Annotated in this window: 28 protein-coding genes; 12 read left to right on the top strand and 16 right to left on the bottom strand. The window is 65.0% G+C overall.

All coding sequences use genetic code 11. The features are described 5' to 3' along the window. Window positions 1–131: 131 nt before the first annotated feature. The gene (gmk, locus tag AC0Z2B_RS16925) at window positions 132–752 is read right to left on the bottom strand and encodes a guanylate kinase (protein ID WP_416421820.1); all 621 of its coding nucleotides are present in this window, start codon (window positions 750–752) and stop codon (window positions 132–134) included. Between the two features lie 12 nt (window positions 753–764). Beyond that, window positions 765–1628 (bottom strand): YicC/YloC family endoribonuclease, encoded by an 864-nt coding sequence (locus tag AC0Z2B_RS16920; protein WP_473005052.1) that lies wholly within the window; start codon window positions 1626–1628, stop codon window positions 765–767. Window positions 1629–1858: 230 nt separating this feature from the next. On the opposite strand from AC0Z2B_RS16920, the gene rph reads away from it, so the two are divergent. Next, on the top strand, window positions 1859–2581 hold the full coding sequence (gene rph, locus AC0Z2B_RS16915) for a ribonuclease PH (RefSeq protein WP_476298163.1): 723 nt from the start codon (window positions 1859–1861) through the stop codon (window positions 2579–2581). Between the two features lie 94 nt (window positions 2582–2675). Here rph and AC0Z2B_RS16910 read toward each other — a convergent pair whose 3' ends face one another. After that, window positions 2676–3455 carry an exodeoxyribonuclease III gene (locus AC0Z2B_RS16910; RefSeq protein ID WP_008366828.1) on the bottom strand — a complete coding sequence of 260 codons (780 nt, stop codon included), beginning with the start codon at window positions 3453–3455 and terminating at the stop codon, window positions 2676–2678. 80 nt (window positions 3456–3535) lie between these two features. Here AC0Z2B_RS16910 and pyrE point away from each other — a divergent pair, with 80 nt between their 5' ends. Both pyrE and AC0Z2B_RS16900 read left to right on the top strand, forming a co-directional pair. After that, window positions 3536–4177: an orotate phosphoribosyltransferase gene (gene pyrE / locus AC0Z2B_RS16905; protein WP_416421823.1), complete on the top strand. Its 642-nt coding sequence runs from the start codon at window positions 3536–3538 to the stop codon at window positions 4175–4177. Window positions 4178–4181: 4 nt separating this feature from the next. Then, the gene (locus AC0Z2B_RS16900) at window positions 4182–4784 is read left to right on the top strand and encodes a DUF4124 domain-containing protein (protein ID WP_476298161.1); all 603 of its coding nucleotides are present in this window, start codon (window positions 4182–4184) and stop codon (window positions 4782–4784) included. A gap of 40 nt (window positions 4785–4824) precedes the next feature. Here the strand turns inward: AC0Z2B_RS16900 and argB are convergent, their stop codons facing one another. The 4 genes from argB to coaBC are packed head-to-tail and all read right to left on the bottom strand — an operon-like array spanning window position 4825 to window position 9970. Next, window positions 4825–5730 carry an acetylglutamate kinase gene (gene argB, locus AC0Z2B_RS16895; RefSeq protein WP_008366823.1) on the bottom strand — a complete coding sequence of 302 codons (906 nt, stop codon included), beginning with the start codon at window positions 5728–5730 and terminating at the stop codon, window positions 4825–4827. A 20-nt stretch (window positions 5731–5750) separates the two neighbouring features. Next, window positions 5751–8243, bottom strand: coding sequence for a phosphomannomutase/phosphoglucomutase (locus AC0Z2B_RS16890; RefSeq protein ID WP_476298159.1), 2493 nt, complete (start codon window positions 8241–8243; stop codon window positions 5751–5753). 60 nt (window positions 8244–8303) lie between these two features. Next, window positions 8304–8759, bottom strand: coding sequence for a dUTP diphosphatase (dut, locus tag AC0Z2B_RS16885; protein WP_476298157.1), 456 nt, complete (start codon window positions 8757–8759; stop codon window positions 8304–8306). A gap of 2 nt (window positions 8760–8761) precedes the next feature. Further along, window positions 8762–9970, bottom strand: coding sequence for a bifunctional phosphopantothenoylcysteine decarboxylase/phosphopantothenate--cysteine ligase CoaBC (coaBC, locus tag AC0Z2B_RS16880; RefSeq protein WP_416421826.1), 1209 nt, complete (start codon window positions 9968–9970; stop codon window positions 8762–8764). Between the two features lie 132 nt (window positions 9971–10102). On the opposite strand from coaBC, the gene radC reads away from it, so the two are divergent. Continuing rightward, window positions 10103–10777 (top strand): RadC family protein, encoded by a 675-nt coding sequence (radC, locus tag AC0Z2B_RS16875; protein WP_476298155.1) that lies wholly within the window; start codon window positions 10103–10105, stop codon window positions 10775–10777. Between the two features lie 132 nt (window positions 10778–10909). On the opposite strand, the gene AC0Z2B_RS16870 is transcribed toward radC, so the two are convergent. The 4 genes from AC0Z2B_RS16870 to AC0Z2B_RS16855 form a co-directional block, all read right to left on the bottom strand. Further along, complete coding sequence (locus tag AC0Z2B_RS16870) at window positions 10910–11185, bottom strand: type II toxin-antitoxin system RelE/ParE family toxin (RefSeq protein ID WP_476298153.1); 276 nt, start codon at window positions 11183–11185, stop codon at window positions 10910–10912. Next, the gene (locus AC0Z2B_RS16865; RefSeq protein WP_416421829.1) at window positions 11163–11426 is read right to left on the bottom strand and encodes a CopG family ribbon-helix-helix protein; all 264 of its coding nucleotides are present in this window, start codon (window positions 11424–11426) and stop codon (window positions 11163–11165) included. The genes AC0Z2B_RS16870 and AC0Z2B_RS16865 overlap by 23 nt, the downstream gene beginning before the upstream one ends. A gap of 101 nt (window positions 11427–11527) precedes the next feature. Beyond that, entirely contained in the window at window positions 11528–13675 is a 2148-nt protein-coding gene (locus AC0Z2B_RS16860) for a methyl-accepting chemotaxis protein (RefSeq protein WP_476298151.1), read from the bottom strand. 170 nt (window positions 13676–13845) lie between these two features. Further along, entirely contained in the window at window positions 13846–15435 is a 1590-nt protein-coding gene (locus tag AC0Z2B_RS16855) for an ABC transporter substrate-binding protein (protein WP_476298149.1), read from the bottom strand. A 373-nt stretch (window positions 15436–15808) separates the two neighbouring features. Between AC0Z2B_RS16855 and rpmB the strand changes: the two genes are divergently transcribed. Both rpmB and rpmG read left to right on the top strand, forming a co-directional pair. Then, complete coding sequence (rpmB, locus tag AC0Z2B_RS16850) at window positions 15809–16045, top strand: 50S ribosomal protein L28 (protein ID WP_008366806.1); 237 nt, start codon at window positions 15809–15811, stop codon at window positions 16043–16045. 12 nt (window positions 16046–16057) lie between these two features. After that, on the top strand, window positions 16058–16213 hold the full coding sequence (rpmG, locus tag AC0Z2B_RS16845) for a 50S ribosomal protein L33 (protein WP_016772554.1): 156 nt from the start codon (window positions 16058–16060) through the stop codon (window positions 16211–16213). Between the two features lie 63 nt (window positions 16214–16276). Here rpmG and AC0Z2B_RS16840 read toward each other — a convergent pair whose 3' ends face one another. Both AC0Z2B_RS16840 and AC0Z2B_RS16835 read right to left on the bottom strand, forming a co-directional pair. After that, a complete protein-coding gene (locus AC0Z2B_RS16840) occupies window positions 16277–16480 on the bottom strand; it encodes an I78 family peptidase inhibitor (RefSeq protein WP_476298147.1) in 204 nt (67 codons plus the stop codon). Between the two features lie 97 nt (window positions 16481–16577). Then, a complete protein-coding gene (locus AC0Z2B_RS16835) occupies window positions 16578–16940 on the bottom strand; it encodes a cupin domain-containing protein (protein WP_416421832.1) in 363 nt (120 codons plus the stop codon). A 199-nt stretch (window positions 16941–17139) separates the two neighbouring features. Between AC0Z2B_RS16835 and AC0Z2B_RS16830 the strand changes: the two genes are divergently transcribed. Next, window positions 17140–18633 carry an aldehyde dehydrogenase gene (locus tag AC0Z2B_RS16830; RefSeq protein ID WP_476298145.1) on the top strand — a complete coding sequence of 498 codons (1494 nt, stop codon included), beginning with the start codon at window positions 17140–17142 and terminating at the stop codon, window positions 18631–18633. A gap of 178 nt (window positions 18634–18811) precedes the next feature. Then, window positions 18812–19948 carry an MFS transporter gene (locus AC0Z2B_RS16825; protein WP_476298143.1) on the top strand — a complete coding sequence of 379 codons (1137 nt, stop codon included), beginning with the start codon at window positions 18812–18814 and terminating at the stop codon, window positions 19946–19948. 126 nt (window positions 19949–20074) lie between these two features. On the opposite strand, the gene AC0Z2B_RS16820 is transcribed toward AC0Z2B_RS16825, so the two are convergent. Continuing rightward, complete coding sequence (locus AC0Z2B_RS16820) at window positions 20075–21634, bottom strand: phospholipase D family protein (protein WP_416421835.1); 1560 nt, start codon at window positions 21632–21634, stop codon at window positions 20075–20077. 49 nt (window positions 21635–21683) lie between these two features. After that, entirely contained in the window at window positions 21684–23117 is a 1434-nt protein-coding gene (locus AC0Z2B_RS16815) for an aminotransferase-like domain-containing protein (protein ID WP_416421836.1), read from the bottom strand. 172 nt (window positions 23118–23289) lie between these two features. On the opposite strand from AC0Z2B_RS16815, the gene AC0Z2B_RS16810 reads away from it, so the two are divergent. Beyond that, window positions 23290–23526, top strand: coding sequence for a DUF1127 domain-containing protein (locus AC0Z2B_RS16810; protein ID WP_476298141.1), 237 nt, complete (start codon window positions 23290–23292; stop codon window positions 23524–23526). A gap of 72 nt (window positions 23527–23598) precedes the next feature. Next, entirely contained in the window at window positions 23599–23952 is a 354-nt protein-coding gene (locus AC0Z2B_RS16805; RefSeq protein ID WP_476298139.1) for a YkgJ family cysteine cluster protein, read from the top strand. Window positions 23953–24026: 74 nt separating this feature from the next. Here AC0Z2B_RS16805 and dadR read toward each other — a convergent pair whose 3' ends face one another. Beyond that, entirely contained in the window at window positions 24027–24515 is a 489-nt protein-coding gene (gene dadR / locus AC0Z2B_RS16800) for a transcriptional regulator DadR (protein WP_008366790.1), read from the bottom strand. Between the two features lie 155 nt (window positions 24516–24670). Between dadR and dadA the strand changes: the two genes are divergently transcribed. Then, window positions 24671–25972: a D-amino acid dehydrogenase gene (gene dadA / locus AC0Z2B_RS16795; RefSeq protein WP_473005059.1), complete on the top strand. Its 1302-nt coding sequence runs from the start codon at window positions 24671–24673 to the stop codon at window positions 25970–25972. Further along, entirely contained in the window at window positions 25944–26297 is a 354-nt protein-coding gene (locus AC0Z2B_RS16790) for a RidA family protein (RefSeq protein WP_416421840.1), read from the top strand. The genes dadA and AC0Z2B_RS16790 overlap by 29 nt, the downstream gene beginning before the upstream one ends. The last annotated feature ends 16 nt before the right edge of the window (window positions 26298–26313 follow it).

Here is a 26313-nt window from a genome sequence, read left to right as displayed (position 1 = left end):
CCCGGATGGGCGAGCGGACTCGATAGTTTAAAAAATCACCAGCGTTTAGGGAAGCGCTGATTTTCAAACAGCTCGCCAGGGCGCTGCGTAGACACCTCAACGGTAACCTATCGCAGCGCGGAAAGCTTCATTCAAGCCAGTAATTGGCTCAATAGATCGGTAAAACGACCCTGTTGCTGGGCTTGTTCCAGGGTATTGGCGCGGAAAATCGCCTTCAGGTCGTCCAGCGCGGTGGCGAAATCGTCGTTGATCACCAGGTAGTCGTACTCGACGTAGTGGCTCATCTCGCTGACGGCTTCGCGCATGCGCCCGTCGATGATCTCGTCGCTGTCCTGGCCACGGTTGGTCAGGCGCTGGCGCAAGGCCTGCTGGGTTGGCGGCAGGATGAAGATGGAGCGCGCCGCCGGCATCAGCTTGCGCACCTGCTGGGCGCCCTGCCAGTCGATTTCCAGGATCAGGTCGTGGCCTTCGTCCAGGGTCTGCTGCAGGGTGCTCTGCGAGGTGCCGTAGAGGTTGCCGAACACTTCGGCCTGCTCCAGGAAGTCGCCGTGCTCGATCATGCGCACGAACTCGGCACGATCGACGAAGTGGTAGTTCACGCCGTTCACCTCGCCCGGGCGCATGGCGCGGGTGGTGTGCGAGACCGAGACACGAATGTTCGGCTGCGCGTTGATCAGCGCATTGACCAGGCTGGTCTTGCCCGCGCCCGAAGGGGCGGAAACGATGTACAGGGTGCCGGTGCTGTGGTTCATTCTGCGGTTGCCTTACTCAATATTCTGCACTTGTTCACGCATCTGCTCGATCAACACCTTGAGGTTGACCGCAGCCTGGGTGCTGCGCGGGTCGAAGGCCTTGGAGCCCAGTGTGTTTGCTTCGCGGTTGAGTTCCTGCATCAGGAAGTCCAGGCGCCGGCCTGCCGCGCCGCCAGCCTTGAGCACGCGCCGCACCTCGGTGACGTGGGTGCTGAGGCGGTCCAGCTCTTCGGCGACATCGCTCTTCTGCGCCAGCAGCACCATTTCCTGCTCCAGGCGCTGGGGGTCGAGCTCGGCCTGCATGTCGGCGAAGCGGTCGAGGATCTTCTGGCGCTGCACGGCCAGCATGTGTGGCACCTGGCTGCGCAGGGTCTTGACCTCGGTGGCCATGGCGTCGAGGCGGTCGTTGATCAGCCGGGCCAGCTCGGCCCCTTCGCGGTCGCGGCCGGCCTTGAGTTCCTTGAGCGCTTCGTTGAACAGCTCGATGGCTTCCTGGTTCAGCGCCTGCGGGTCGGCGGCGTCGGCCACCAGCACGCCGGGCCAGCCCAGCACTTCCAGCGGGTTGAGCGCGGCGGGCTGCTTGATCAGGCTGGCGACGGTCTCGGCGGCGGCCACTAGTTGCGCGGCGCGTTCGCGGTCGACCTGCAGCGGCTTGCCGCTGTTCACCTCGCAGAAGCGCAGGGTGCATTCCACCTTGCCGCGCGAGATGCCCTGGCGCAGTGCTTCGCGCACGGCGATTTCCAGGTCGCGGAAGGCTTCGGGCAGGCGCAGGTGCGGTTCCAGGTAGCGGTGGTTGACCGAGCGCAATTCCCAGCTGAGGGTCCCCTGGGTGCCCGCCCGTTCGACGCGGGCGAAGGCGGTCATGCTGTGCACCATGGGAGTACCTCGCAGAAAGGGAATGAAAGCCGTACGGCTGCAAAGGCGCAGGATTGTAGCGCACCGGTGCGCTGGCGCCCAAACCATTGCTGTTACAGCATGTCGACCGTCTGGCTGAAAAATGTTTCCCCTGGCCCGCGCGCCATGGTGTTGCAACTCAAGTCGGGCATTAAATGACCACAGGTCTTATAATGCTCGGCAGTTTTCGTTCCTCAGTACAGGTATCCCAGATGAAACGTCCAAGTGGTCGCGCTGCCGATCAGCTCCGCTCGATCCGCATCACCCGCAACTACACCAAGCACGCCGAAGGGTCTGTACTGGTCGAGTTCGGTGACACCAAGGTTATCTGCACGGTCAGCGTCGAGAATGGCGTGCCGCGCTTCCTGAAGGGCCAGGGCCAGGGTTGGCTGACCGCCGAGTACGGCATGCTGCCGCGTGCCACCGGCGAGCGTAACCAGCGCGAAGCGAGCAAGGGCAAGCAGGGCGGCCGCACCCTGGAAATCCAGCGCCTGATCGGCCGTTCGCTGCGCGCAGCCCTGGACATGTCCAAGCTGGGCGACGTCACCCTGTACGTCGACTGCGACGTGATCCAGGCCGACGGCGGCACCCGCACCGCGTCCATCACCGGCGCCATGGTGGCCCTGGTCGACGCGCTGAAAGTGATCAAGAAGCGTGGCGGCCTGAAAGGCGGCGACCCGCTCAAGCACATGATCTCCGCCGTCTCGGTGGGCATGTACCAGGGCGAGCCGGTGCTGGACCTGGACTACCTGGAAGACTCGGCTGCCGAGACCGACCTGAACGTGGTGATGACCAGCGCTGGTGGTTTCATCGAAGTGCAGGGCACCGCCGAAGGCGCGCCGTTCCAGCCGCAAGAGCTGAACGCCATGCTGGCGTTGGCGCAGAAAGGCATGGTCGAGCTGTTCGAGCTGCAGCAAGCTGCGTTGGCTGACTGATAGCGTCGGACGCCGCCTTCGGCAGCTGCTACGGGCGGCGTCCGAACCCACAAAAAAGCCGACCCAAGGGTCGGCTTTTTCGCGCCTCGACCATTCAGATGGTCAAGGTCCAGTCATAGTCCACGATGAACGGGGCATGCTGGGAGAAGCGCGGCTGGCGTGGCAGGCGAGCGCTGCGCACGAAGCGTCGCAGGCCTGGGGTCAGCAGCTGGTAGTCGAAGCGCCAGCCCAGGTTGAGCATCTCGGCCTGTTCGTTATCGGGCCACCAGCTGTACTGGTCGCCTTCGCGGCTGACTTCGCGCAGGGCATCCACGTAGCCCATGTTGCCAACGATCTCGTCCATCCAGGCACGTTCCGGCGCCAGGAAGCCGGGCGACTGCTGGCTGTCGCGCCAGTTCTTGATGTCCAGCTTCTGCTGCGCCACATACAGCGAGCCGCAGTAGATGTACTCGCGGCGCTTGCGGCGCTGCTTGTCCAGGTACTTGCCGAAGTCGTCCATCAACTTGAACTTCTGGTTCAAGTCTTCATCGCCATTCTGGCCCGAAGGCAACAGCAGGGTGGCGATGCTCAATTTGTCGAAGTCTGCTTGCAGGTAGCGCCCGTAGCGGTCGGCTGTCTCGAAGCCGAGGCCGCTGATTACCGCCTTGGGTTGCAACCGCGAGTAAAGTGCCACGCCACCTTGGGTGGGCACTTCGGCATCGCAGGCATAAAGGAAGTAGCCATCCAGTTGGAAGGCTGGATCGTCCAGTTCAAAGGCGGAGGCACGAGTATCCTGCAGGCAGATGACGTCGGCATTCTGTGCCTGCAGCCAACTGAGCAAACCACGCTCGACTGCGGCATGAATACCATTAACGTTCACACTGATGATCCGCATAAATGGCCCCAAAAATCTCGTGCGTGTATGATACCCGAGCTCAACTCAATTAGCTAAAGCCGTGGTATTCGGGACTTTTTATGCACGCCTATCAACGCGACTTCATTCGTTTTGCCATCGATCGCGGGGTACTGCGTTTCGGTGAGTTCACCCTGAAATCCGGGCGCACCAGTCCTTATTTCTTCAATGCCGGCCTGTTCAACAGCGGTACTGCCCTGGCCCAGCTGGGTAAATACTACGCGGCCGCCGTGGTTGAAAGCGGTATCGCCTTCGACGTGCTGTTTGGCCCAGCCTACAAGGGTATTCCCCTGGCAGCGGCCACCGCAGTGCAGCTGGCCGAGCACCATGGCATCGATATTCCGTGGTGCTTCAACCGCAAGGAAGCCAAGGATCACGGCGAAGGTGGCAGCCTGGTGGGCTCGCCGCTGGAAGGCGACATCCTGATCATCGACGACGTGATCACTGCAGGCACCGCCATTCGCGAAGTGATGCAGATCATCACTGCCCAGAATGCCAAGGCTGCCGGCGTGCTGATCGCCTTGAACCGCCAGGAGCGCGGCAACGGCGAGCTGTCGGCCATCCAGGAAGTGGAGCGTGACTTCGGCATTCCAGTAGTCAGCATCGTGTCCCTGGACCAGGTGCTGGAGTTCCTGGCCGACGACGCCGAGCTCAAGCAACACCTGCCGGCCGTGCAGGCCTACCGCGCCCAGTTCGGTATCTGACTGGGTGACTGCCGTGCGAGGTTTCGCCACGTGCTGCCTGCTGGCGGCGTTGGCGGCCTCGCCCGCGTGGGCTGCCGACGGCCCGCCGCTGGTGTTCTACCGCTACGTGGACAGCCACGGGGTGACCGTGCTGGACCGCCAGGGCGTGCCGCCTGAATACGTCGGCAAAGGCTATGAAGTGCTCAACGCCCAGGGCCGCGTGGTGCAGACCGTGCCGCCCGCCCCCAGCGCCGACGAATTGCGCCAGCAGCAGGCGGCCAGCGCCCAGGCGGCGGCGGACAACCAACTATTGCATCTCTACCCCAGCCTCAGTGAACTCGACCGTGCCAGGGCGCAGCGCCTTGCCGAGATCGATGGTATGGTGGCGATCGCGAATGGCAACCTGGTGACCATGCAAGGGCAGCGCAACAGTTTGCAGGCGCAGGCGGCGGAGCTGGAGCGCAACGGCCAGCCGGTGCCGCAGGAGCTGCTGGAACAGATGAAGGCCATCGAAGGCCAGCGTGCGGATGTCAGCGCGCGGATCGTCAACTACCAGGCCACGCGGCAGCAGATCGACCAGCAGTTTGCCCGGGACCGGGCGCGGTTGGCGAAGCTGTTGGGCAATTGAGCGGAGCCTGACGCGGCCTGGCGGCCGCGTCAGGTGGCAATCAATGACGCTTGCGGTTGCTGATCATGGTGCCCATGCCGATATCGGTGAAGATTTCCAGCAGGGTGGCGTTGGGTACGCGGCCATCGATGATGTGCGAGCTGGTCACGCCGCCCTGCACCGCTTCCAGCGCGCAACGGATCTTGGGCAGCATGCCGCCGTAGATGGTGCCGTCGGCGATCAGCGCGTTCACCTGTTCGGTGTTCAGGCCGGTCAGCACGTTGCCCTGCTTGTCCATCAGGCCGGCGATGTTGGTCAGCAGCATCAGCTTCTCGGCCTTCAGCGCCTCGGCGACCTTGCCGGCCACCAGGTCAGCGTTGATGTTGTAGGACTCGCCGTCCGGGCCCACGCCGATCGGCGCGATCACCGGAATGAAGTCGCCCTTCACCAGCATGTTCAGCAGGTCGGTGTTCACGCCGACCACTTCGCCCACGTGGCCGATGTCGATGATTTCCGGCTTGGTCATTTCCGGGGTCTGGCGGGTGACCTGCAGTTTTTTCGCGCGGATCAGCTCCGCGTCCTTGCCAGTCAGGCCGATGGCGCTGCCGCCGTGGCGGTTGATCAGGTTGACGATGTCCTTGTTCACCTGGCCGCCGAGGACCATTTCCACCACGTCCATGGTCTGGGCGTCGGTCACGCGCATGCCGTCGATGAACTCGCTCTTGATCGACAGGCGGTTGAGCAGGTCACCGATCTGCGGGCCACCACCGTGGACGACCACCGGGTTGATGCCCACGGCCTTCATCAGCACGATGTCGCGGGCAAAGCCGGTCTTGAGCTCTTCGCTCTCCATGGCGTTGCCGCCGTACTTGATCACCAGCGTCTTGCCGACGAAGCGGCGGATGTAGGGCAGCGCTTCGGACAGTACCTTGGCGACGTTGGTGGCGGCATCACGTTCGAGGGTCATGCAGGGCTCCAGTGAAACAATCAGAACGGTAATTGGAGATCAGGGGCGATTTTTTGCAGCTCTGCGCGGAAAACGTCCTGGATGCGCTCGAGTTCCGCCTGGTCGTCGGCCTCGAAACGCAGCACCAGCACAGGTGTGGTGTTGGAGGCGCGTACCAGCCCCCAGCCCTTGGGATAGTCCACCCGCACACCGTCGATGGTGGTCAGGTTGGCGTCGCCCCAGTGTGCGTCGCGTTGCAGAGCATCAATGATGCTGAATTTACCCTCGTCGGTCACATGTATATTGAGTTCGGGGGTAGAAATATCGTTCGGGAACGCCGCGAACAGCGCTTCGGCGCTGTCTTTGCCCTGGCTGAGTATCTCCAGCAGCCGCGCGGCGCTGTAGATGCCGTCGTCGAAGCCGTACCAGCGCTCCTTGAAGAAGATGTGCCCACTCATCTCGCCCGCCAGCAGCGCGCCGGTGAGCTTCATGTGCTTCTTGATCAGCGAGTGGCCGGTCTTCCACATGACGGGGCGGCCGCCGTAGCTGCTGATCAGCGGGCTGAGGCGGCGGCTGCACTTGACGTCGAAGATCACGTCGGCGCCCGGGTTGCGGGCCACCACGTCCCTTGCAAACAGCATCAGCAGGCGGTCGGGGTACACCACGGTGCCGGTGTTGGTTACCACGCCCACGCGGTCGCCGTCGCCGTCGAAGGCCAGGCCCAGGTCGGCGCCGGTCTCGCGCACCTTGGCAATCAGGTCCTCGAGGTTCTCGAGCTTGCCCGGGTCGGGGTGATGGTTGGGGAAGTTGCCGTCCACTTCGCAGAACAGCGGGATGACCTCGCAGCCCAGCGCTTCGATCAGCTGCGGGGCGATGACGCCGGCGGCGCCGTTGCCGCAGTCCACCACCACCTTCAGCCGACGCGCCAGGACGATGTCGTCGCGAATGCGCTGTACATAGCGGTCCAGTATCTCGACCTGCTCGACCGTGCCCTGGCCGCTGGCCAGGTCGTTGTCCTTCAGGCGCTGGTGCAGGGCCAGGATCTGCTCGTTGGCGAGGGTGTCGCCGGCGATGACGATCTTGAAGCCGTTGTAGTCGCGCGGGTTGTGGCTGCCGGTCAGCATCACGCCGGACTTGCCGGCCAGCACGTTGGCGGCGAAGTACAGCGCCGGGGTCGGCACCAGGCCGACGTCGGTGACGTGGCAGCCGCAGTCGGCGATGCCCTGGATCAGCTGTTGCACCAGCACCGGGCCGGACAGCCGGCCATCGCGACCCACGGCCACGTTGGGCTCGCCCTGGGCCAGGCTCTGCGAGCCAATGGCGCGGCCGATCCAGTAGGCGGCCTCGGCGGTCAGGGTGTCGCCGAACACACCGCGGATGTCGTAGGCGCGGAAAATGCTCTCGGGAAGCCGGGGGGCGACGTGCGCTTGGCCATTCATTGCGTTGCGGGGCTCCATGTTCTTGGGGGCCTGGTCGTGCGTGGGAAACGCTGGTTCGAGCAGGCCGGGGTCCGTGGGCAGTGGCACGGCAGGCGCAACTGGCGAGGCGTGGCGATTACCCTGCAGCGACAGCCGGGCGAGGCTTGCCGCCACCACGTTGAGCTCTGGCAGGCTCAGGCTGAAGGCTTTGACGGCTTTTCCGCCCGAGAGTTCTTGGATCAGCTGGGTCAATTGCCGGGCATCGCCCGCCAGTTGCTCGCGCAGGCGCCGGGCCAGCATGCCCAGGGCCAGCCAGGCGCCGCCGATGGCGAGCAGCAGGGCCAGCGGCCAGAACACCAGGCTGCGCCACTGCAGCGCCGGCTTGAACAGAGTGCCGGGGGTGAAGACCAGGGTCCAGTTGCCGGCGGTGACCGGGTAATGGTCGTCCAGCACCGCGGTGCCGGTCTTGAACAGGCTCTGCGCCGCGCCCTGGCCAAAGCGTTGCTGCAGCTCCACTTCGCCGAAATCGGCGGGCAGGGCCGCGAATGCCGTGGTCAGGGCGCCGAGGTCGAAACTCAGCAGCAGGGTGCCCAGCACGGTGGTGCCGCTGGCGTCATGGATGGGCGCCAGGCTGTACACCAGCCAGCGCTCGCCGACTTTCTGCGCCTGCAGCAGCGGCCGCGCGCCGGCCTCGACCTGGCGAATCAGGTCCAGGCTGACGAAATTGACTGGCGAGGGGCGGTTGTTGTCCAGCGCTGCCTGGCCGCGGGCGACGGCGTAGGCGTCCACCAGCCCGGGCAGGTAGTCCAGCGCGGCCAGCAGGGCGCCGGGCTGCGCGGTGGCCTGGGTGGCGTGCAGCACTTCCTGCTGGTGGGTGGCGCTGTCGGTCTGCGCCACCAGGACGGCCGCCTGCTTCTGCAGTTCCAGGCCCTGGTTGCTGGCGGCGACCTGCGCCATCGAGCGATACAGCGCGGCTGGCGACGGGCTGGGCAGGCCAAGGCCCACCAGCACGGTCGCCACGGCCAGCCCCATCACCGCCACCCACAGGGCGCTGCGGATCTGGGGCGCACTGGTGTCAGTGGCGCGGACCTGGCCGCCAGCTGTGAAATCGTTCACTGCGCATCTCCCTTTGACGCTCGGCTAGCCGGCCGCGATTTTGCTGTTACTCCAGCGTAGTCAATGGCTGCCGGAGTGGCCGAACCCCCCAGCACCACGCTGGGTTTCGTCGAATGTATCGACCAGTTCGAAGTGAGCTTGAACCACCGGCACCAGCACCAGCTGGGCGATGCGCTCGCCGACGGCGATGTTGAAGGCGGTCTGGCCACGGTTCCAGCACGACACCATCAGCTCGCCCTGGTAGTCGGAGTCGATCAGGCCCACCAGGTTGCCCAGCACGATGCCGTGTTTGTGGCCCAGGCCCGAGCGCGGCAGGATCATGGCCGCAAGGCCCGGGTCGCCGATGTAGATGGACAGGCCGGTAGGAATCAGCAGGGTCTGGCCCGGCTCAAGGACAGTGTCTTCCTTGAGCATGGCGCGCAGGTCCAGGCCGGCGGAGCCGGGGGTGGCGTACTGCGGCAGGGGGAATTCGCTGCCGATGCGTGGGTCGAGAATCTTGGCTTGCAAAGCGTGCATGGTTAAACCTGGTCGAGCCGTTGGGCGATGAAGGAAACGATCTGGCGGGCAATCTTGCCCTTGCTGGTCTGGCTGAACACCGTGGTGTTGAGCCCGCGGTCAATCAGGCTGACCGCGTTTTCCTCGCTGTTGAAGCCGATGCTGGGGTTGGCCACGTCATTGGCGACAATCAAGTCGAGGTTCTTGTCTTTGAGCTTGCGTGCGGCGTAGTCGAGCAGGTGCTCGGTCTCGGCGGCAAAGCCGACGCTGAAGGGGCGGTCGGGACGCGTGGCGATAGTGGCCAGGATGTCCGGGTTGCGCACCATTTGCAGGAGAAGGCCGTCGCCGTTTGTAGGGTCTTTCTTCAATTTCTGTGCGGCAACCACCTCAGGGCGATAGTCAGCCACCGCAGCCGAGGCAATGAACACGTCGCAGGGGATCGCGGCCTCGCAGGCGGCCAGCATGTCGCGGGCGCTGACCACGTCGATGCGGTTGACCCGGTCCGGCGTGGGCAGGTGCACCGGGCCGCTGATCAGCGTCACCCGGGCGCCGGCTTCCACCGCGGCCTCGGCCAGGGCGAAGCCCATCTTGCCGGAGCTGTGGTTGGTGATGTAGCGCACCGGGTCGATGTTTTCCTGGGTGGGGCCGGCGGTGATCACCACATGCTTGCCGGTCAGCACCTGGCGCTGGAAGCAGTCGGCGGCGCACTGGGCCAGCTCGGTGGCTTCCAGCATGCGGCCCAGGCCGATGTCGCCGCAGGCCTGGCTGCCGGCCGCAGGGCCGAACACTTTCATGTCGCGGCTTTGCAGCAGTTGCAGGTTGGCCTGGGTGGCCGGGTCGCGCCACATGGCCTGGTTCATGGCCGGGGCCAGGGCCACGGTGGCGTCGGTGGCCAGCACCAGGGTGGTCAGCAGGTCGTTGGCCAGGCCTTGGGCCAGGCGCGCGATCAGGTCGGCGGTAGCGGGTGCGATCAGCACCAGGTCGGCCCACTTGGCCAGTTCGATGTGGCCCATGGCGGCTTCGGCCGCCGGGTCCAGCAGGTCCAGGTGCACGGGGTGGCCCGACAGGGCCTGCATGGTCAGCGGGGTAATGAATTCGGCGCCGCCGCGGGTCATGACCACGCGCACTTCGGCGCCCTGGTCCAGAAGCCTGCGAACCAGCTCGGCGCTCTTGTAGGCGGCGATGCCGCCGCCGACGCCCAGAACGATGCGTTTTCGATACAGCCGCTGCATAGGCCTGCCTTCAGATCCAGTGATTACGCTCGGTGATGGCACCTCCCCGGGCCGGCTCACCGTGCAAAAAAGATGGGCTAAGATAGCACAGCGCCAAGCAGGGAGCAGCGCACACACAGGCAAGGAGATGCCATGAGTATTCGTGATTGGCCGGCGGCGGAACGGCCGCGGGAAAAGCTGTTGAAGCACGGGGCAGCGGCCCTTTCGGACGCCGAGTTGCTGGCGATATTCCTGCGCACCGGGGTGGCCGGCAAAAGCGCGGTGGACCTTGCGCGTACGCTGCTGGAGGGTTTTGGCAGCCTGCGTGCGCTGCTGGAGGCCGAGCAGAAGACCTTCAGCAGCCATTTGGGGTTGGGGTCGGCCAAGTTCGCCCAGTTGCAGGCGGTGCTGGAAATGGCCCGTCGCCACCTGGCCGAGCGCCTGACCCGTGATTCGGCCCTGGAAAGCCCGCGTGCCGTCCGCGACTACCTCAAGGCCATGCTGCGGCACGAGCCCCACGAGGTGTTTGGCTGCCTGTTCCTGGACACCAAGCACCGGGTGCTGGCTTTCGAGGTGCTGTTTCGCGGCTCCATCGACGGTGCCACGGTGTACCCCCGGCAGGTGGTCAAGCGTGCGTTGGCCTACAACGCCGCGGCGCTGATCCTGTGCCACAACCACCCTTCGGGCAACCCGGCCCCCAGCCAGGCCGACCGCGTGCTGACCCAGCGCCTCAAGGAAGCCCTGGGCCTGGTGGAGGTGCGGGTGCTGGACCACATCATCATTGGCGAGGGGGAGCCGCTGTCGATGGTGGAGTATGGTTGGCTTTGAGCCGGTGGCCGCGCCAGGGCTTATCGCAGCGCCCGGGGACGCGGCCTGTGGCCGCTGCTACGGGGTTAGGCCAAAGCCACCTCGCGTAGCAGCTGCCGAAGGCTGCGTCCGGCGCCACCACGGTACTAGGCTTTACCAGTCTTCCGGGCGTTCGGCGTGTTGGTGCAGGATCCGATAGACCAGCAGGGCGCTGCCCTTGACGCTATACACCGCGCGGTAAGGGTATTTCGAGAAGATCAGTTCCCTGCAATCGGGAATGTCGGAAGCCCGGCCGAGCTGGGGGAAGGCTTCAAGCGCGGCAAGCGCCTCGAGCACGCTGAAAACGACGGCTTCGGCCCTTTCGTTGCCAATCAAGCGAGCGTAATGCTCGAAAATGCCCTCGAGGTCACTTTCCGCCTTGCTGGTCAATGCGATTCTTGGCACGCGCTTCCCACTTAGCCTTCACGGCATCCAATTCGGTCAGGTTGCCTGCTTCCGCGTCCGCGATCCCTTCGGCTACGGCGCGAAAATGCCAGGATTCGGCTTCAACATAACGAGCCAGGGCGCGTTTCAGATGGTACTGGCGGTCACGGTCGGTTGCCGCGGCCAACTGGTCGAGTTGGTCGATCAGGTCGGGTTCCACGCGGAAGGACAGCACAGGTGAGGCCATGGTAGCACTCCAGAAATAGCACGTATACGTTGTCTACAGGTGTCGACGGTAGGGCCGGCTGTCACCAATGTCAACGTTTTGCCGAATATTTCAACCAAACGTCACGCCGCCCCCGCCGTCACCTCGAACTGCCCCACCAGCTGCTGCAGCTTGCTGGCATTGAGCTTCACCCGCTCGGCGCTGTGCTGCAGCACCACCACGGTCTGGCGCATGTCGCCGCTGGCCTGGTCCACCTGCTTGATGGTCTGGCCGCAGTCCAGGCTCTTTTCGTTGAGCTGCTGAATGATGCCGAAGAGGTTGTCCACGGCTTCGTGCAGGTGCACGTTCTCCGAGGAGGCGTTTTCGGCCAGGCGCAGGCTGTCGTCGACGTTCTGCACGCCGCCTTCCATGAACGCCACGGCGTTGCGGGTTTCGTTCTGCAGGCCCTCGACCATGCTGCGGATCTGCCCGGCCGCCTGGGCGGTGCGGCTGGCCAGGGTGCGGACTTCGTCGGCGACCACGGCGAAGCCACGACCGTTTTCACCGGCGCGGGCGGCTTCGATGGCGGCGTTCAGGGCCAGCAGGTTGGTCTGGTTGGTGATGTCGGTGATCAGCCCGGTGAAGGTGCCGATCTCGCTCATGCGCTTGTCCAGCTCCTGCACGCTGGCGGCGGAGCGCTGCACCACGTCGCGGATGGACTGGGTGCCGGCCTGCACCGAGGCGAACTGCGCCTGGGCGCGCAGCACCACCTCGTCCATGGCGCGCTTCATCTGCTCGGCGGTCAGCGACGCCTGCTGGATCTCGCCCAGCTGGCCTTCGACGATGATCATCATGCGGTGGATGGCCTGGGCCACGTCGTTGGAGGTCTGCCCGGCCATGCGGCTCTTGCCCAGCATCATCTCGTTGGTCTGGCCCACCGAATGGGACGCGGCGATGACCTGGCCCACCACGGCGTCGAGGTTGTCGATGAAGCTGTTGATCCAGCGGCCCATGTCGCCGGTCTCGTCGTTGGCCAGGGTGCCGGTGTCCAGGCGCTGGCGCAGGTTGCCCTCGCCTTCGGCAATGGTGCGGATGACGTCGGTCATGCCTTCCAGGCGCGCGGCCAGGCGCTTGGGCCCCAGGGCGCTGAACAGCCAGGCGGCCAGCAGGATGCTGCCGGCCTGGATCAGGTCGATGAAGGTCTGTGCCAGGCCGCTGTAGTGCTGCACGGCGAAGTTGCAGGCAAACAGCGCGGCCATGGTCGCCAGGTACGGCTTCATCAGGCCGTGGGTCAGCGAGCGGCGGCGGTAGACCTCTTCCAGGTCGGCCTCGCACATCATGCCCCAGCGGTCTGGCGAGCCGGGCAGCTGGAAGGTCACGCCCTTGCCGATCACGGGGATGTGGCGGTAGTCGGAATAGCCGGGGTAGCTGACGAACAGGTTGCTGCCGGCGCGCATGGTTTCGCGGATGCCGGGGTGCAGCTGGCCGGTGGCGGGGTCGGTGAAGCGCAGTTCCAGCTCGGTGTGGCGCTGCACGCGCACGGTGCCGAAGGCAGTGCGCACGCCGTCCTTGAGGTTGTCGCCACCGGTGAAGGTGCCGTCCTCGAAGCGTGACCGCGACAGCGCGGTACCGGGCGCCACGGCGGGGTCGAACTGCGGGCGCACCATGAACAGGTAGTTGTCGCCGGACTCGGGGTAGATGTGCCCGGCTTCGCGCTGGATCAGGTCGCCCAGCACGTCGTTGGGCACCCGCCCGCACAGGCAACCGACGACGTTGCCGTGCTGGCTGAGCGGCTGGTAGAACATCAGCGTCACCTCGTCGTGGAAGCGCGAGGTCGAGGGGCCTGCTTGCAGGGTCAGCGGGTCAACGTAGGGGCCATGCAGAAACGGCGCTTTCAAGCCTGCCTTGAGGGCGGCCGGGTTCACCTGGCGGTTTGCCGGGCCGGCGAACGTGCTGGCCAGCAGCGCGCCGCTGGCGTCGATCACGAACAGCTCGGAGAACGATGGCGCCTGGCGCAGTTTGTCGGCCAGCAACCCGGCGTCCACCCCGCCGGGCTCGCGCGCCAGCACTGCGGCCAGTTCGCCCAGGTGCTGCCATTGCTCCTGTGCCCAGCTGTGCAGCAGCTTCACACGGGTGTCGGCGATGGCTTCGAAGGTTTTTTCCAGGGTGTGGCCAGCGCCGCTGTTCCAGTGGCAGGCCCAGCGCATGGCCAGCTTGCCGGTCTTGCCGAACCAGGGCAGCCAGCGGCGCTCGGCGGGGGAAAGCTGCATGGAGTCGCTACGCAGGGTCATGGCCATTCCTTACATTGACTACAAAGGATGACCTGGTGATAGCAAATTGCCTGCCACGTCGTTTTCCGGCCAATCGACGGCGTTTGCAGAACAACCTGGCGGCTTGTTTCGCCCCTGAAACGTGCAGGGCCGCGATGCGGCCCTGATTTGGTGCAATTACTCCAAGCGCATCAAGGGCTTACCGTGACCTTGGCAAAGTCCTGGCGGCCAAACGGGCTGACCTCGTAGCCCTTCACGCTGCTGCGCGCCAGCACGGCGGCGGTCGGGTGTGCCAGTGGCACCCACAGCGCCTGCTCCTGGATCTGCTGCTGCGCCTGCAGGTACAGGCGGCTGCGCACGCCCTGGTCGCCGGTGGTCTTGCCGGCGGTGATCAGCTTGTCCAGCGACGGCTCGCAGTAGCGGGCGAAGTTGGTGCCCGACTGCACGGCGGCGCAGGAAAACTGCGGGGTCAGGAAGTTGTCCGGGTCGCCGTTGTCGCCGGCCCAGCCCATGAACAGCAGGTCGTGCTCGCCGGCCTTGGCGCGGCGGATCAACTCGCCCCACTCGATCACGCGGATGTCGGCCTTGATGCCGACCTTGCCCAGGTCAGCCTGGAGCATCTGTGCGCCCAGGCTGGGGTTGGGATTGAGCAGGCTGCCGGAAGGGCGGGTCCAGATGGTGGTGCTGAAGCCATTTGCAAGGCCGGCCTTGGCGAGCAGGTCGCGGGCCTTGGCCGGGTCATAGCTGTAGCCGGGCAGGTCCTTGGCGTAGCTCCAGGTGTTGGGCGGGTAGGGGCCGTTGGCGGCGGTCGCGGTGTCTTCGAACACTGCCTTGAGGTAGTTGGCCTTGTCGAAGGCCAGGTTGATGGCCTGGCGCACCTGGGGCTTGTCCAGCGGCGGGTGCTGGCTGTTGATGGCCACGAACGCGGTCATGAAGGCCGGGGTCTTGATCACCTGCAGGGCGCTGTCGCTGCTGGCCGCGGCGATGTCCAGCGGCTTGGGCGACAGGGCGATCTGGCACTCGTTGCGCTTGAGTTTCTGCAGGCGCACGGTGGGGTCGCCGGTGATGGCGAAGATCAGCGGGTCGACCGCCGGCTTGCCACGGAAGTAGCTGGGGTTGGCGCGGTAGCGCACCACGGCGTCCTTCTGGAAGCGGCCAAAGACGAAGGGGCCGGTGCCGATGGGCTGGCTGTTGAGCTTGTCCTGGGCGTTGGCGCGCAGCAGCTGGTCAGCGTACTCCGACGAGTAGATGGACGCGAAGCCCATGGTCAGGGTGGCCAGGAACGTCGAGTCGGGGTGGTTGAGGGTGAAGCGCACGGTCAGCGGGTCCACCGCGTCGACCTTCTTGATCAGGTCGGGCAACTGCATCGACTGGGCGTGGGGGAAGCCGCTCTGGGCCACCTTGTGCCACGGGTTGCCGGCGTCGAGCATGCGCTGGAAGCTGAACACCACGTCTTCGGCGCTGAGATCACGGGTGGGGCTGAAGTACTCGGTCTTGTGGAACTTCACCCCGGGGTGCAGCTTGAACTCGTAGGTCAGGCCGTCGGTGGACAGGGTCCAGCTGTCGGCCAGGCTTGGGACAACCTTGCCCTGGGCGGTATCGTAGTCCACCAGGCGGTTCATCAGCACGTCGGCCGAGGCGTTGGTGGTGGTCAGGGAGTTGTATTGCACCACGTCGAAGCCCTCGGGGCTGGCTTCGGTGCACACGGTCAGCGGGGCCGCATGGGCCAGCAGCGGGCTGAAAAGGGGAGCGAGCAGCAGCGGCAAAGTCGCTAGGCGCATGGTGGGATCCTTGGCTGATTGATGACCCATCTGCCAGTGCAGTCTGGAGAAAGGTCCTACCCTAGTGATCTCTGGCGCCGTTGACCATCCAAATTTTCGTTGCCGGTGCGACGAGCGGTTCAGGGCCAGCGCGCCCTGTAACGGCGGCCTTTGCGCTGCGGCGAGGGCTTTGGCGCGGAATTGAAAGTGCGGTCGGAGTTGTTGCACGCAGGTCTTTCTGGTATAAAGCAGCGCTCTTTTCTAGGGGCCCGGATCCTTCGCCGACAGGCGAGGCTGGTAAGACCCCTGAAGAAACGCGGCGCCTGGCGCCAAGACTGAGAGATAAGCGGCCAACCCATGCCGGGTTGGGCATGTGGTTTTAGAGGGCTGAGGCATGTCGAGAGTATGTCAAGTTACCGGTAAGGGTCCGGTGACTGGGAATAACATTTCCCACGCAAACAACAAAACCCGTCGTCGTTTCCTGCCGAACCTGCAGCATCACCGCTTCTGGGTCGAGTCCGAGAAGCGTTTCGTGCGTCTGCGCGTATCCGCCAAAGGCATGCGTATCATCGACAAGCGCGGCATTGATGTCGTGCTGGCCGAAATCCGCGCTGCTGGCGCCAAGGTCTAAGGGAGCAAAATCATGCGTGAATTGATTCGTTTGATTTCGAGTGCCGGTACTGGTCATTTCTACACTACCGACAAGAACAAGCGTACTACCCCGGACAAAATCGAGATCAAGAAATATGATCCGGTTGTTCGCAAGCACGTGATGTACAAAGAAGGCAAAATCAAGTAATTGATTTTCGCCCGAAAAAAAAGGCCCGCATCTCACGATGCGGGCCTTTTTTTTGCGTCAGGATCAGCCGAAATGGAGCGATGCAACCTGGCCGTCGGCGTTCACTGAAATGTGAATGCGCTGAGGGTCGTACTCGCGCGTGGAGATCTCGCCTGGCCCAACGATACGTGTTCGGTGGGTCAGTTCGGCAATGTAGGTTTTGACGCAAGGCACGTACGGCGTACCGATCAAATGCTGGAGCAAGGCAACGATCTGTTCATTGGTCATAGTGCTACTTCCTTGTATGGATAGTCCGGATGGACTACCCATCATGCACCGGCCTTCCTGGCTACTCGCAGCGGGTAGCCCTGCCCTTGTGGCCGTGTCAGGCTTTTTGCTCGAACATCACGTAGATCTTGCGGCACGGCTCCAGCACCTCCCAGGTGCCACGGAAGCCTGCCGGGATCACGAAGCGGTCGCCCACCCGCAGGGTCTTGGCGTTGCCGTCCAGGTCGCGCAGCACGGACACGCCTTGCACGATCTCACAGTACTCATGCTCGGTATAGTTGACGGTCCACTGGCCCACTTCGCCTTCCCACACGCCCGCGCCAAATTGCTCGCAGGGGCTTGAGTAGTGGTGGTGGACCTTTTGCGCAGGGTCGCCCTTGAGAATCTTTTCCGCGGCGGGGCGGTAGTGATCGGCTGGCGTGGTGGCCAGGGCAAAGTCGACGATGGTGGCGATGCTCATGGGCGAATCCTCCTCAGTTGTCCAATAAAACAAACATGACACGGCTTTTTACTGTTTGTTGTCAAATATATTGAAAATTCGGGTCCGGGTGGTTTAGGGTAACGGATGCCGTGAGTCGCGATTCCGGACCGGCACTATTCGCAAGCGTGCGCGATTATGCTTCGCGGGCGCTGTAAATCAATAAGAGGAGGGGATACGTATGACCACTTTGACTCGTGCGGACTGGGAACAACGTGCCCGGGATGTGAAGATTGAAGGCCGTGCATTCATCAACGGTGAATACACCGCGGCCGCTTCCGGCGCCACGTTCGAGTGCCTGAGCCCGGTCGACGGTCGCCTCCTGGCGCAGGTTGCCAGCTGTGACCTGGCGGACGCCCAGCGCGCCGTGGAAAACGCCCGTAGCACCTTCAACAGCGGCGTCTGGTCGCGCCTGGCCCCGGCCAAGCGCAAGGCCACCATGATTCGCTTCGCCGGCCTGCTGAAGCAGAACGCCCAGGAGCTGGCGCTGCTGGAAACCCTGGACATGGGCAAGCCGATCAGCGACTCGCTGAACATTGACGTGGCCGGCGCCGCCAACGCGCTGTCCTGGAGCGGCGAGGCCATCGACAAGATCTACGACGAGGTCGCCGCCACCCCGCATGACCAGCTGGGTCTGGTGACCCGCGAGCCAGTGGGCGTCGTGGCCGCCATCGTGCCGTGGAACTTCCCGCTGATGATGGCTTGCTGGAAACTGGGCCCGGCGCTGTCCACCGGTAACTCGGTAATCCTCAAACCGTCGGAAAAGTCGCCGCTGACCGCCATCCGCATCGCCGAACTGGCCATCGAGGCCGGCATTCCGAAGGGCGTGTTCAACGTGCTGCCAGGCTACGGCCACACCGTGGGCAAGGCCCTGGCGCTGCACATGGACGTGGACACCCTGGTGTTCACCGGCTCCACCAAAATCGCCAAGCAGCTGATGATCTACGCTGGCGAGTCGAACATGAAGCGCGTGTGGCTGGAAGCCGGCGGCAAGAGCCCGAACATCGTGTTCGCCGATGCCCCGGACCTGAAGGCTGCTGCCGAGTCGGCTGCCAGCGCCATTGCCTTCAACCAGGGCGAAGTCTGCACCGCCGGCTCGCGCCTGCTGGTGGAGCGTTCCATCAAGGATCAATTCCTGCCGCTGGTGCTTGAAGCGCTGAAGGCCTGGAAGCCGGGCAACCCGCTGGACCCTGAAACCACCGTCGGTGCGCTGGTGGACACCCAGCAGATGAACACCGTGCTGTCCTACATCGAGGCTGGCCACAGCGATGGCGCCAAGCTGCTGGTGGGCGGCAAGCGCATCCTCGAAGAAACCGGCGGCACCTACGTGGAGCCGACCATCTTCGACGGCGTGGACAACGCCATGCGCATCGCTCAGGAAGAGATCTTCGGGCCAGTGCTGTCGGTGATTGCCTTCGACAGCGTCGAGGAAGCCATCAACATCGCCAACGACACCCCGTACGGCCTGGCCGCCGCGGTGTGGACCTCGGACATCTCCAAGGGCCACCTGACCGCCAAGGCGCTGCGCGCCGGCAGCGTGTGGGTGAACCAGTACGACGGTGGCGACATGACCGCGCCGTTCGGTGGCTTCAAGCAGTCGGGCAACGGCCGCGACAAGTCGCTGCACGCGTTCGACAAGTACACCGAGCTGAAGGCGACCTGGATCAAGCTGTAAACAACCCTGTAGCCGCTGCCGCCAGGCTGCGCCGGCCTTCTGCCACGCTGGAGATTTCCGGCGTATATCAAAGCCAGCGCAGCCTTCGGCAGCGGCTACGAGATCTTCGACACAGCCGGGCCTTCCGCAGGGGAGGCCCGGCTGTGTCGTCTTGGCAGTTATCCACAGGAGCGTGGAAATGCGTTGGGGAACCTATTTCGCCGTGCTGAGCGCCGTGTTGAGCGTAGGCCTGGCGTTGGGCGTGAGCATGCCGCTGGTGTCGCTGCGCCTGGAAGGCTGGGGCTACGGCAGCTTCGCCATCGGCGTCATGGCGTCGATGCCGGCCATTGGCGTGCTGGCCGGCGCCGGCCTGGCCAGCCGCCTGGCGGCGCGCTTTGGCACGGCGCAGCTGATGCGCCTGTGCCTGTGGGGCGGGGCGCTGTCCGTCGGCCTGCTGGCGCTGCTACCCAGCTACCCGGTGTGGCTGGCGCTGCGTCTGCTGATCGGCATGGTGCTGACCATCGTCTTCATCCTCGGCGAAAGCTGGATCAACCAGATCGTCGTGGAGCAGTGGCGCGGCCGGCTGGTGGCGCTGTATGGCAGCAGCTATGCGCTGAGCCAGCTGTGCGGGCCGTTGCTGCTGGGCGCCGTGGGTACCGACCAGGACTACGGTTTCTGGGTGGGCGTGGCCTTGCTGGTGGTGTCGCCCTTGCTGCTGTTGGGCCGCAGCGGCGCGCCCAGCGCCGAGGCCTGCAGCGTCACCCTGCGCGACCTGGCCGGCTTCTGCCGGCGCCTGCCGGTGATTGCCTGGGCCATTTCGCTGTTTGCCGCTTTCGAGGCGATGATTCTCACGCTGTTGCCGGTGTATTGCCTGCAGCAGGGTTTCACCGCCCAGATCGCGCTGTTCATGGTCAGCACCGTGGTGGTGGGCGACGCGCTGTTGCAGCTGCCGATTGGCGCCCTGGCCGACCGCATGTCGCGGCGCACGCTGTTCTTTGGCTGCGCGGTGGCCTTGATGCTGTCCAGCCTGGCGATCCCGCTGTTGATCGAGACGATTGCCATCTGGCCGCTGTGGGTGATTTTCGGCGCCAGCGCCGGTGGCCTGTTCACCTTGTCGCTGGTGCTGATTGGCGAGCGCTACCGGGATGACGCGCTGGTGCGCGCCAACGCCCACGTGGCGCAGCTGTGGGGCATCGGCTGCCTGATCGGGCCGGTGCTGGCCGGGGCCGGCAGCCAGTGGGTGAGCGGGCATGCGCTGCCGCTGTTGATGGCTGCCGGCGCGTTTGGCCTGGTGCTGCTGGCGCGCAAACCCCATGCGCTGGAGCTGCCGGCCTGACGACGCCCAGGTACCCAATCCCGTAGCCGCTGCCGCAGGCTGCGCTGGCCGTATGCCTCGCTGGAGATTTGCAGGGGTCATGCTGGCCAGCGCAGTCTGGCGGCAGCGGCTACGGGTGTGCAGGCGTCAGAGCATCTTCTCCAGGCCGATGGCTTTGCTCATCCAGGCATTGAAGCGCCGCCACAGGTCTCCCGGCTCGGTGGTCAGGGTGTGCAGGTGATGGTTGTCTTCCGTCACCCACACCACCTTGCCGTCCTGCAGCACCGCCTGGTAGCTGAGCGCCGGCGCCATGCCCTGCAGCGCCAGCTCGCGGGTGCGCTCGGCCAGTTCCGGGCTGTGCACCAGCACGCCTACCTCGGTGTTCCACAGCACCGAGCGCGCATCGAAATTGAACGAGCCGATGAACACCCGCTGGCGGTCGAAGATCATGGCCTTGCTGTGCAGGCTGGAGTCGGAGCTGCCGTGGAAGCCCAGCAGCTTGCGCTTGGGCTGTTCGCCCGGCTGGCGGCGCAGTTCGTACAGCTTCACGCCGTGCTCCAGCAGCGCCTTGCGGTAGGGCGCGTAGCCGCCGTGCACGGCGGGCACGTCGGTGGCTTCCAGGGAGTTGGTCAGCAGGCTGACCGACACCCCGGCGTCGGCGCGGCCGGTCAGGTACAACAGGCCCGGCTCGCGGGGCACGAAATACGCCGAGATCAGCATCAGCTCCTGGTGCACATTGGCCAGCTGCGGCGCCAGTTGCGTGGTGAGCAGCAGGTGCGGGTCGGGCTCATCCACCGCCAGCACCTTGCTGGGGGCGTCCCACAGCACCTGGCTGTCGGCCCAGATCAGCTCGTTGCGCCAGGTGGCCATTTGCGGTTCGAAGCGGTAGCTCATCATCCGCTGGTACAGCGCCGGGCGCTGCTCGCGGGCGTCGGCGAGCCAGGCTTCCAGGCGCCCGCGGGTCTTCACCAGGTCCTTGGGCGAGGGCTTGAAATACAGGAACTCGCCGATGGGCCGGCTCAGGGCGCTGTTCCAGTACTGGTCGAAACTTTCCCCCAGGTGGGCGGCGGCGGGGCCGACGCTGAGCAGGTCGATGTCGGTGAAATTGAGGTTGGCCTCGGCGTCGAAATATTCGTCGCCCAGGTTGCGACCGCCGACAATCGCCATGCTGTCGTCGGCGATCCACAGCTTGTTGTGCATGCGCCGGTGCTGCTGCGACAGGTTGAACAACCGGCCCATGGCCCGCGTGGCGCCGGTGGCGCGGCCCAGGTGCAGCGGGTTGAACAGGCGGATCTGGATGTTGGGGTGCTCGGCCAGGGTGGCGATGATGTCGTCCAGGCCGTCGCTGGTGGTGTCGTCCAGCAGGATGCGGATGCGCACGCCACGGTCAGCGGCCTTGAGCAGTTCGTGCACCAGCGCGCGGGTGCTCAGGCCGTCATGGACGATGTAGTACTGCAGGTCCAGGCTCTTCTGCGCGTTGCGGATCAGCTCGGCGCGGGCGCGAAACGCCTCCGGGCCGTTGGGCAGCAGGCGGAAGCCGGACAACCCCTGGTGGTCCGCCACCTGGGCCTGCACCGACCGGCCGAACGCCGACTGGTCGGCGGGCAAGGCCTGGCTGGGTTGACGGTGGCTGCCACTGGTGGCGCAGCCGGCCAGCAGGGCGGTCATCAGCAGTGGCAACAGCCAGTGGTTTCGCAACTCGGGCATCCTTCAAGGCAGGGCAGGCGTGGCTATGACTCCAGCAGCCGGGGAAAAGTCATTCAGTGGCGTGGTCAATCTCTGCGATCAGCCGCTTGGCCGTCTCCCCGACCTTGCGCACCGCGTCTTCGATTTCCCGGGTGGCGCGCGCGGCGAAGTTCATCCGCAGGCAGTTCCGGTATTTGCCCGAGGCCGAGAAAATACTGCCCACGGCGATCTGCACGTTCTGCTCCAGTAAAGCGCGGTTCAGCCGCTGCGTATCAAAACTTTCCGGCAGCTCCACCCACAGCATGAACCCGCCTTGGGGGCGGCTGGCGCGGGTGCCCGCGGGAAAATAACGGCTCACCCAGTCGATCATCAAGTCGCGCGAGCGCTGGTACTGGCTGCGCATGCGCCGCAGGTGCGGTTCGAAGCAGCCCTCCTTGAGGAAGTCGGCGATGGCCAGTTGCGGCTGGGTGGCGGTGCAGCCGGTGCTGATGTACTTCATGTGCAGCACCCGCTCCAGGTAGCGCCCCGGCGCCACCCAACCGATGCGCAGGCCAGGCGCCAGGCTCTTGGAGAACGAGCTGCACAGCAGCACGCGGCCGTCCTCGTCGAACGACTTGATGGTCCGCGGCCGCGGGTAGGTGTAGGCCAGGTCGCCGTAGACGTCGTCCTCGATGATGGCCACGTCGTAGCGCTGGGCCAGGGTCAGCAACGCCCGCTTGCGCGCCTCGGGCATCACGTAGCCCAGCGGGTTGTTGCAGTTGGGGGTCAGTTGTATGAGCTTCACCGGCCACTGCTCCAGGGCCAGCTCCAGGGCTTCCAGGCTGATGCCGGTGATGGGGTCGGTGGGAATTTCCAGGGCTTTCATGCCCAGGCCCTTGAGGGTCTGCATGGCGCCGAAGAAGCTGGGCGAGTCGACGGCGACGATGTCCCCCGGCTGGCACACGGCGCGCACGCTGGCCGACAACGCCTCGTGGCAGCCGGTGGTGATCACCAGGTCGCTGGCCTGCAGCTGGCAGCCGGAGTCCAGCAGCAGCCGCGCGACCTGGGTGCGCAGGGCTTCGGTGCCGTTGACGGTGTCGTAGTACAGCCCCGGCATGTCCTGGCGCCGCGACAGCTGCGCCAGGCTGCGCAGCAAAGGCTTGAGCGTGGGCGTGTCGACGTCGGGCATGCCGCGCCCCAGCTGCACCACGTCCTTGCGCGGCACGCTGCGGATCAGTTCGCTGACCTGGTCCCACTGCGAGATGTCCACCGGCCGTTGCGCCGGGCGGCCCACCACCGGCAGCGCCGGCAGCTCGCGGGCGCTGGGCACGAAATAGCCGGACTTGGGGCGCGGCGCCGCCAGGCCGTTGTCTTCCAGCACCCGGTAGGCCTGCTGCACCGTGCTCAGGCTGACGCCGTGCTCGGCGCTCAGCGCGCGCACCGAGGGCAGGCGGTCGCCGGGGCGATAGAAACCCTGCTCGATGCGCGAGCCCAGCAGTTCGGCAAGATTCACGTAGAGGGTCATGGCGTACTCCCGGCGGCGTGTGCGGACCATACAGATGGCGCTGAATTGCAGCGATACAGACCGCGTTCGGGCGGATCTGTATGGCGAATATACCTGTTTTTTGGATCTGTAAGGTCGGCTGTATTGGGCGGATCATGAATCCGTACCCACACCAACACCAAGGAGCAAGGTCATGAACGGCTTGAGCGATGTGCGTCTGCTGCTGCGCAGCCAGGAACTCCAGGCATGTGATGCCCAAGGGCGGCGCGTGCGCTCGGCCCCTGAAGGCCTGGAGTTCTGGAGCCTGATGTGGCACCGCCTGACCACCCGCCGGGCCTTGCTGGAGCTGGATGCCGACCAGTTGCGTGACATCGGCGTGTCTGCCAGTGAGGCGCGGGTCGAGGGGCTGAAGCCGTTCTGGAAGGAGTGAAGGACCGGCGGGGCTTTCGTCGGGCGCCGCCGGGCAGGCAAAATGGCGGTTCGCGTCGACAGGTACCGCCCCATGAGCTGCAACCGCCACAAGATTCTCTTCCTGCGTGAGCAGATCCCTTCCTTCGAGTGCGTGCCGGGTTGCCACGATTGCTGCGGCCCGGTCACCACCTCGTCCGAGGAGATGGCCCGCCTGCCGCGCAAGACCGCGGCCGAGCAGGAAGCGGCACTGGCCGAGCTGAACTGTGTGCACCTGGGGCCCAACGGCTGCACGGTGTATGAGGAGCGGCCGCTGATCTGCCGGCTGTTCGGCACCACCGAAAGCCTGCCGTGCCCCAATGGCCGGCGCCCGGCAGAGCTGATTCACCCGTTGGCGGAAAAGGCCGTGCACACCTTCATCGCCAGCACGCGCCAGGTGCTGGTCTAGCCTGGTCCCCGTAGCAGCGGCCCAAAGGCCGCGTCACAAGCCCCCCGACGCAGCCTGGCGGCAGCTGCTACGAGTTAGTCAGGGATCGGCAGGTTCAGGCTTTCCTTCACCTCTTCCATCACGATGTAGCTCTTGGACTCGCGCACGTGCGGCAGCTTCAGCAGGATGTCGCCCAGCAGCTTGCGGTACGAGGCCATCTCCGAGATACGCGCCTTCACCAGGTAGTCGAAATCGCCCGACACCAGGTGGCACTCCAGCACGTGGGGCAGCTTGAGCACCGCGCGGCGGAATTCCTCGAAGGTATCGCCCGACTTGTAGTCCAGGCTGATCTCCACGAACACCAGCAGGCTGCCCTTGAGGTGCTGCGGGTTGAGGCGGGCGTTGTAGCCCATGATGATCCCTTCGCGCTCCAGGCGGCGCACGCGCTCGGTGCAGGGCGTGGTCGACAGCCCCACCTTTTCCCCCAGTTCAGTGAACGAAATACGCCCGTCGGCCTGCAGGATGCGCAGGATATTACGGTCGATCTTGTCCAGCTCACGTTTGCTCTGATGCTGGGTACGCATAGGCGATGCCCCTCCGTAAAAGCGGTTTTTGCCGAGAATTCTCGCCAATAATAGGACGTTATATAGTGAATAGCACTGGCTGATGTTTTTTAAACTGCGCGCATCTTCGCAATAAACAACAAATGTCAGCGGTTATCCGCGTTGAGGGATTGAGCATGCGAGTTCTGGTACTTGGTAGCGGTGTGATAGGTACCGCCAGTGCCTATTATCTGGCGCGGCAGGGCTTTGAAGTGACGGTGGTAGACCGTCAGAACGCCGTTGCCATGGAAACCAGCTTCGCCAACGCCGGCCAGGTCTCGCCGGGCTACGCCTCGCCGTGGGCCGCCCCGGGCGTGCCGCTCAAGGCCATCAAGTGGCTGCTGGAGCGCCACGCGCCCCTGGCCATCAAGGCCACCGCCGACATCGACCAGTACCTGTGGATGGCGCAGATGCTGCGCAACTGCACCGCCAGCCGCTACGCGGTGAACAAGGAACGCATGGTGCGCCTGTCCGAGTACAGCCGCGACTGCCTCGATGAACTGCGCGCCGAGACCGGCATCGCCTACGAAGGCCGCACCCTGGGCACCACCCAGCTGTTCCGCACCCAGGCGCAGCTGGACAACGCCGCCAAGGACATCGCCGTGCTGGAGCAATCCGGCGTGCCCTACGAGCTGCTCGACCGCGACGGCATCGCCCGCGTCGAGCCGGCCCTGGCTGGCGTCACCAACATCCTCGCCGGTGCCCTGCGCCTGCCCAACGACCAGACCGGCGACTGCCAGATGTTCACCACCAGGCTGGCGCAGATGGCCGTGGACCTGGGCGTGGAGTTCCGCTTCGGGCAGAACATCGAGCGCCTGGACTTCGCCGGCGACCGGGTCAACGGCGTGGTCATCGACGGCAAGCTGGAAACCGCCGACCGCTACGTGTTGGCGCTGGGCAGCTACTCGCCGCAGCTGCTCAAGCCGCTGGGCATTCGCGCGCCGGTGTACCCGCTCAAGGGCTACTCGCTGACCGTGCCCATCACCAACCCGGCCATGGCACCGACCTCGACCATCCTGGATGAAAGCTTCAAAGTTGCCATCACCCGTTTCGACAACCGCATCCGCGTGGGCGGCATGGCCGAGATCGCCGGTTTCGACCTGTCGCTGAACCCGCGTCGGCGTGAAACGCTGGAGATGATCGTCAACGATCTTTATCCTCACGGCGGTGACCTGAACCAGGCAAGTTTCTGGACCGGCCTGCGCCCCACCACCCCCGATGGCACGCCCATCGTCGGTGCCACGCCGTTGCGCAATCTGTTCCTCAACACCGGCCACGGCACGCTCGGCTGGACCATGGCCTGCGGCTCCGGCCGCTTCCTGGCTGACCTGATGGCGCGCAAGAAGCCGCAAATCAGCGCCGAAGGCCTCGATATTTCCCGTTACGGCAAACACCAGGAGACTGCAAAGCATGTCAATCCAGCGCCAGCTCACCAATGAGCGCATGAGTCAGATCGTCACCCACAACGGCACCGTTTACCTTGCCGGGCAGGTGGGCGATAGCATGGAGGCCGGGATTGAGCAGCAGACCCGTGAAACCCTCAACAACATCGAGCGCCTGCTGGACCTGGCCGGCACCGACAAGTCGCGCCTGCTGTCGGTGACCATCTACCTGAAGGACATCGACGCCCACTTCGCCGGCATGAACAGCGTCTGGGACCAGTGGCTGCCCAAGGGTGTGGCACCGGCCCGGGCCACGGTCGAGGCCAAGCTGTGCGAGCCGGAAATCCTCGTCGAGCTGTCGGTGGTCGCCGCACTGCCCTGAGAAAAACCTTGTGCCC

Source organism: Pseudomonas sp. GYB4201 (assembly GCF_056312595.1).
The sequence above is the reverse complement of the archived record's forward strand: the minus strand, read 5'-3'. Positions and strand labels throughout refer to the sequence as shown.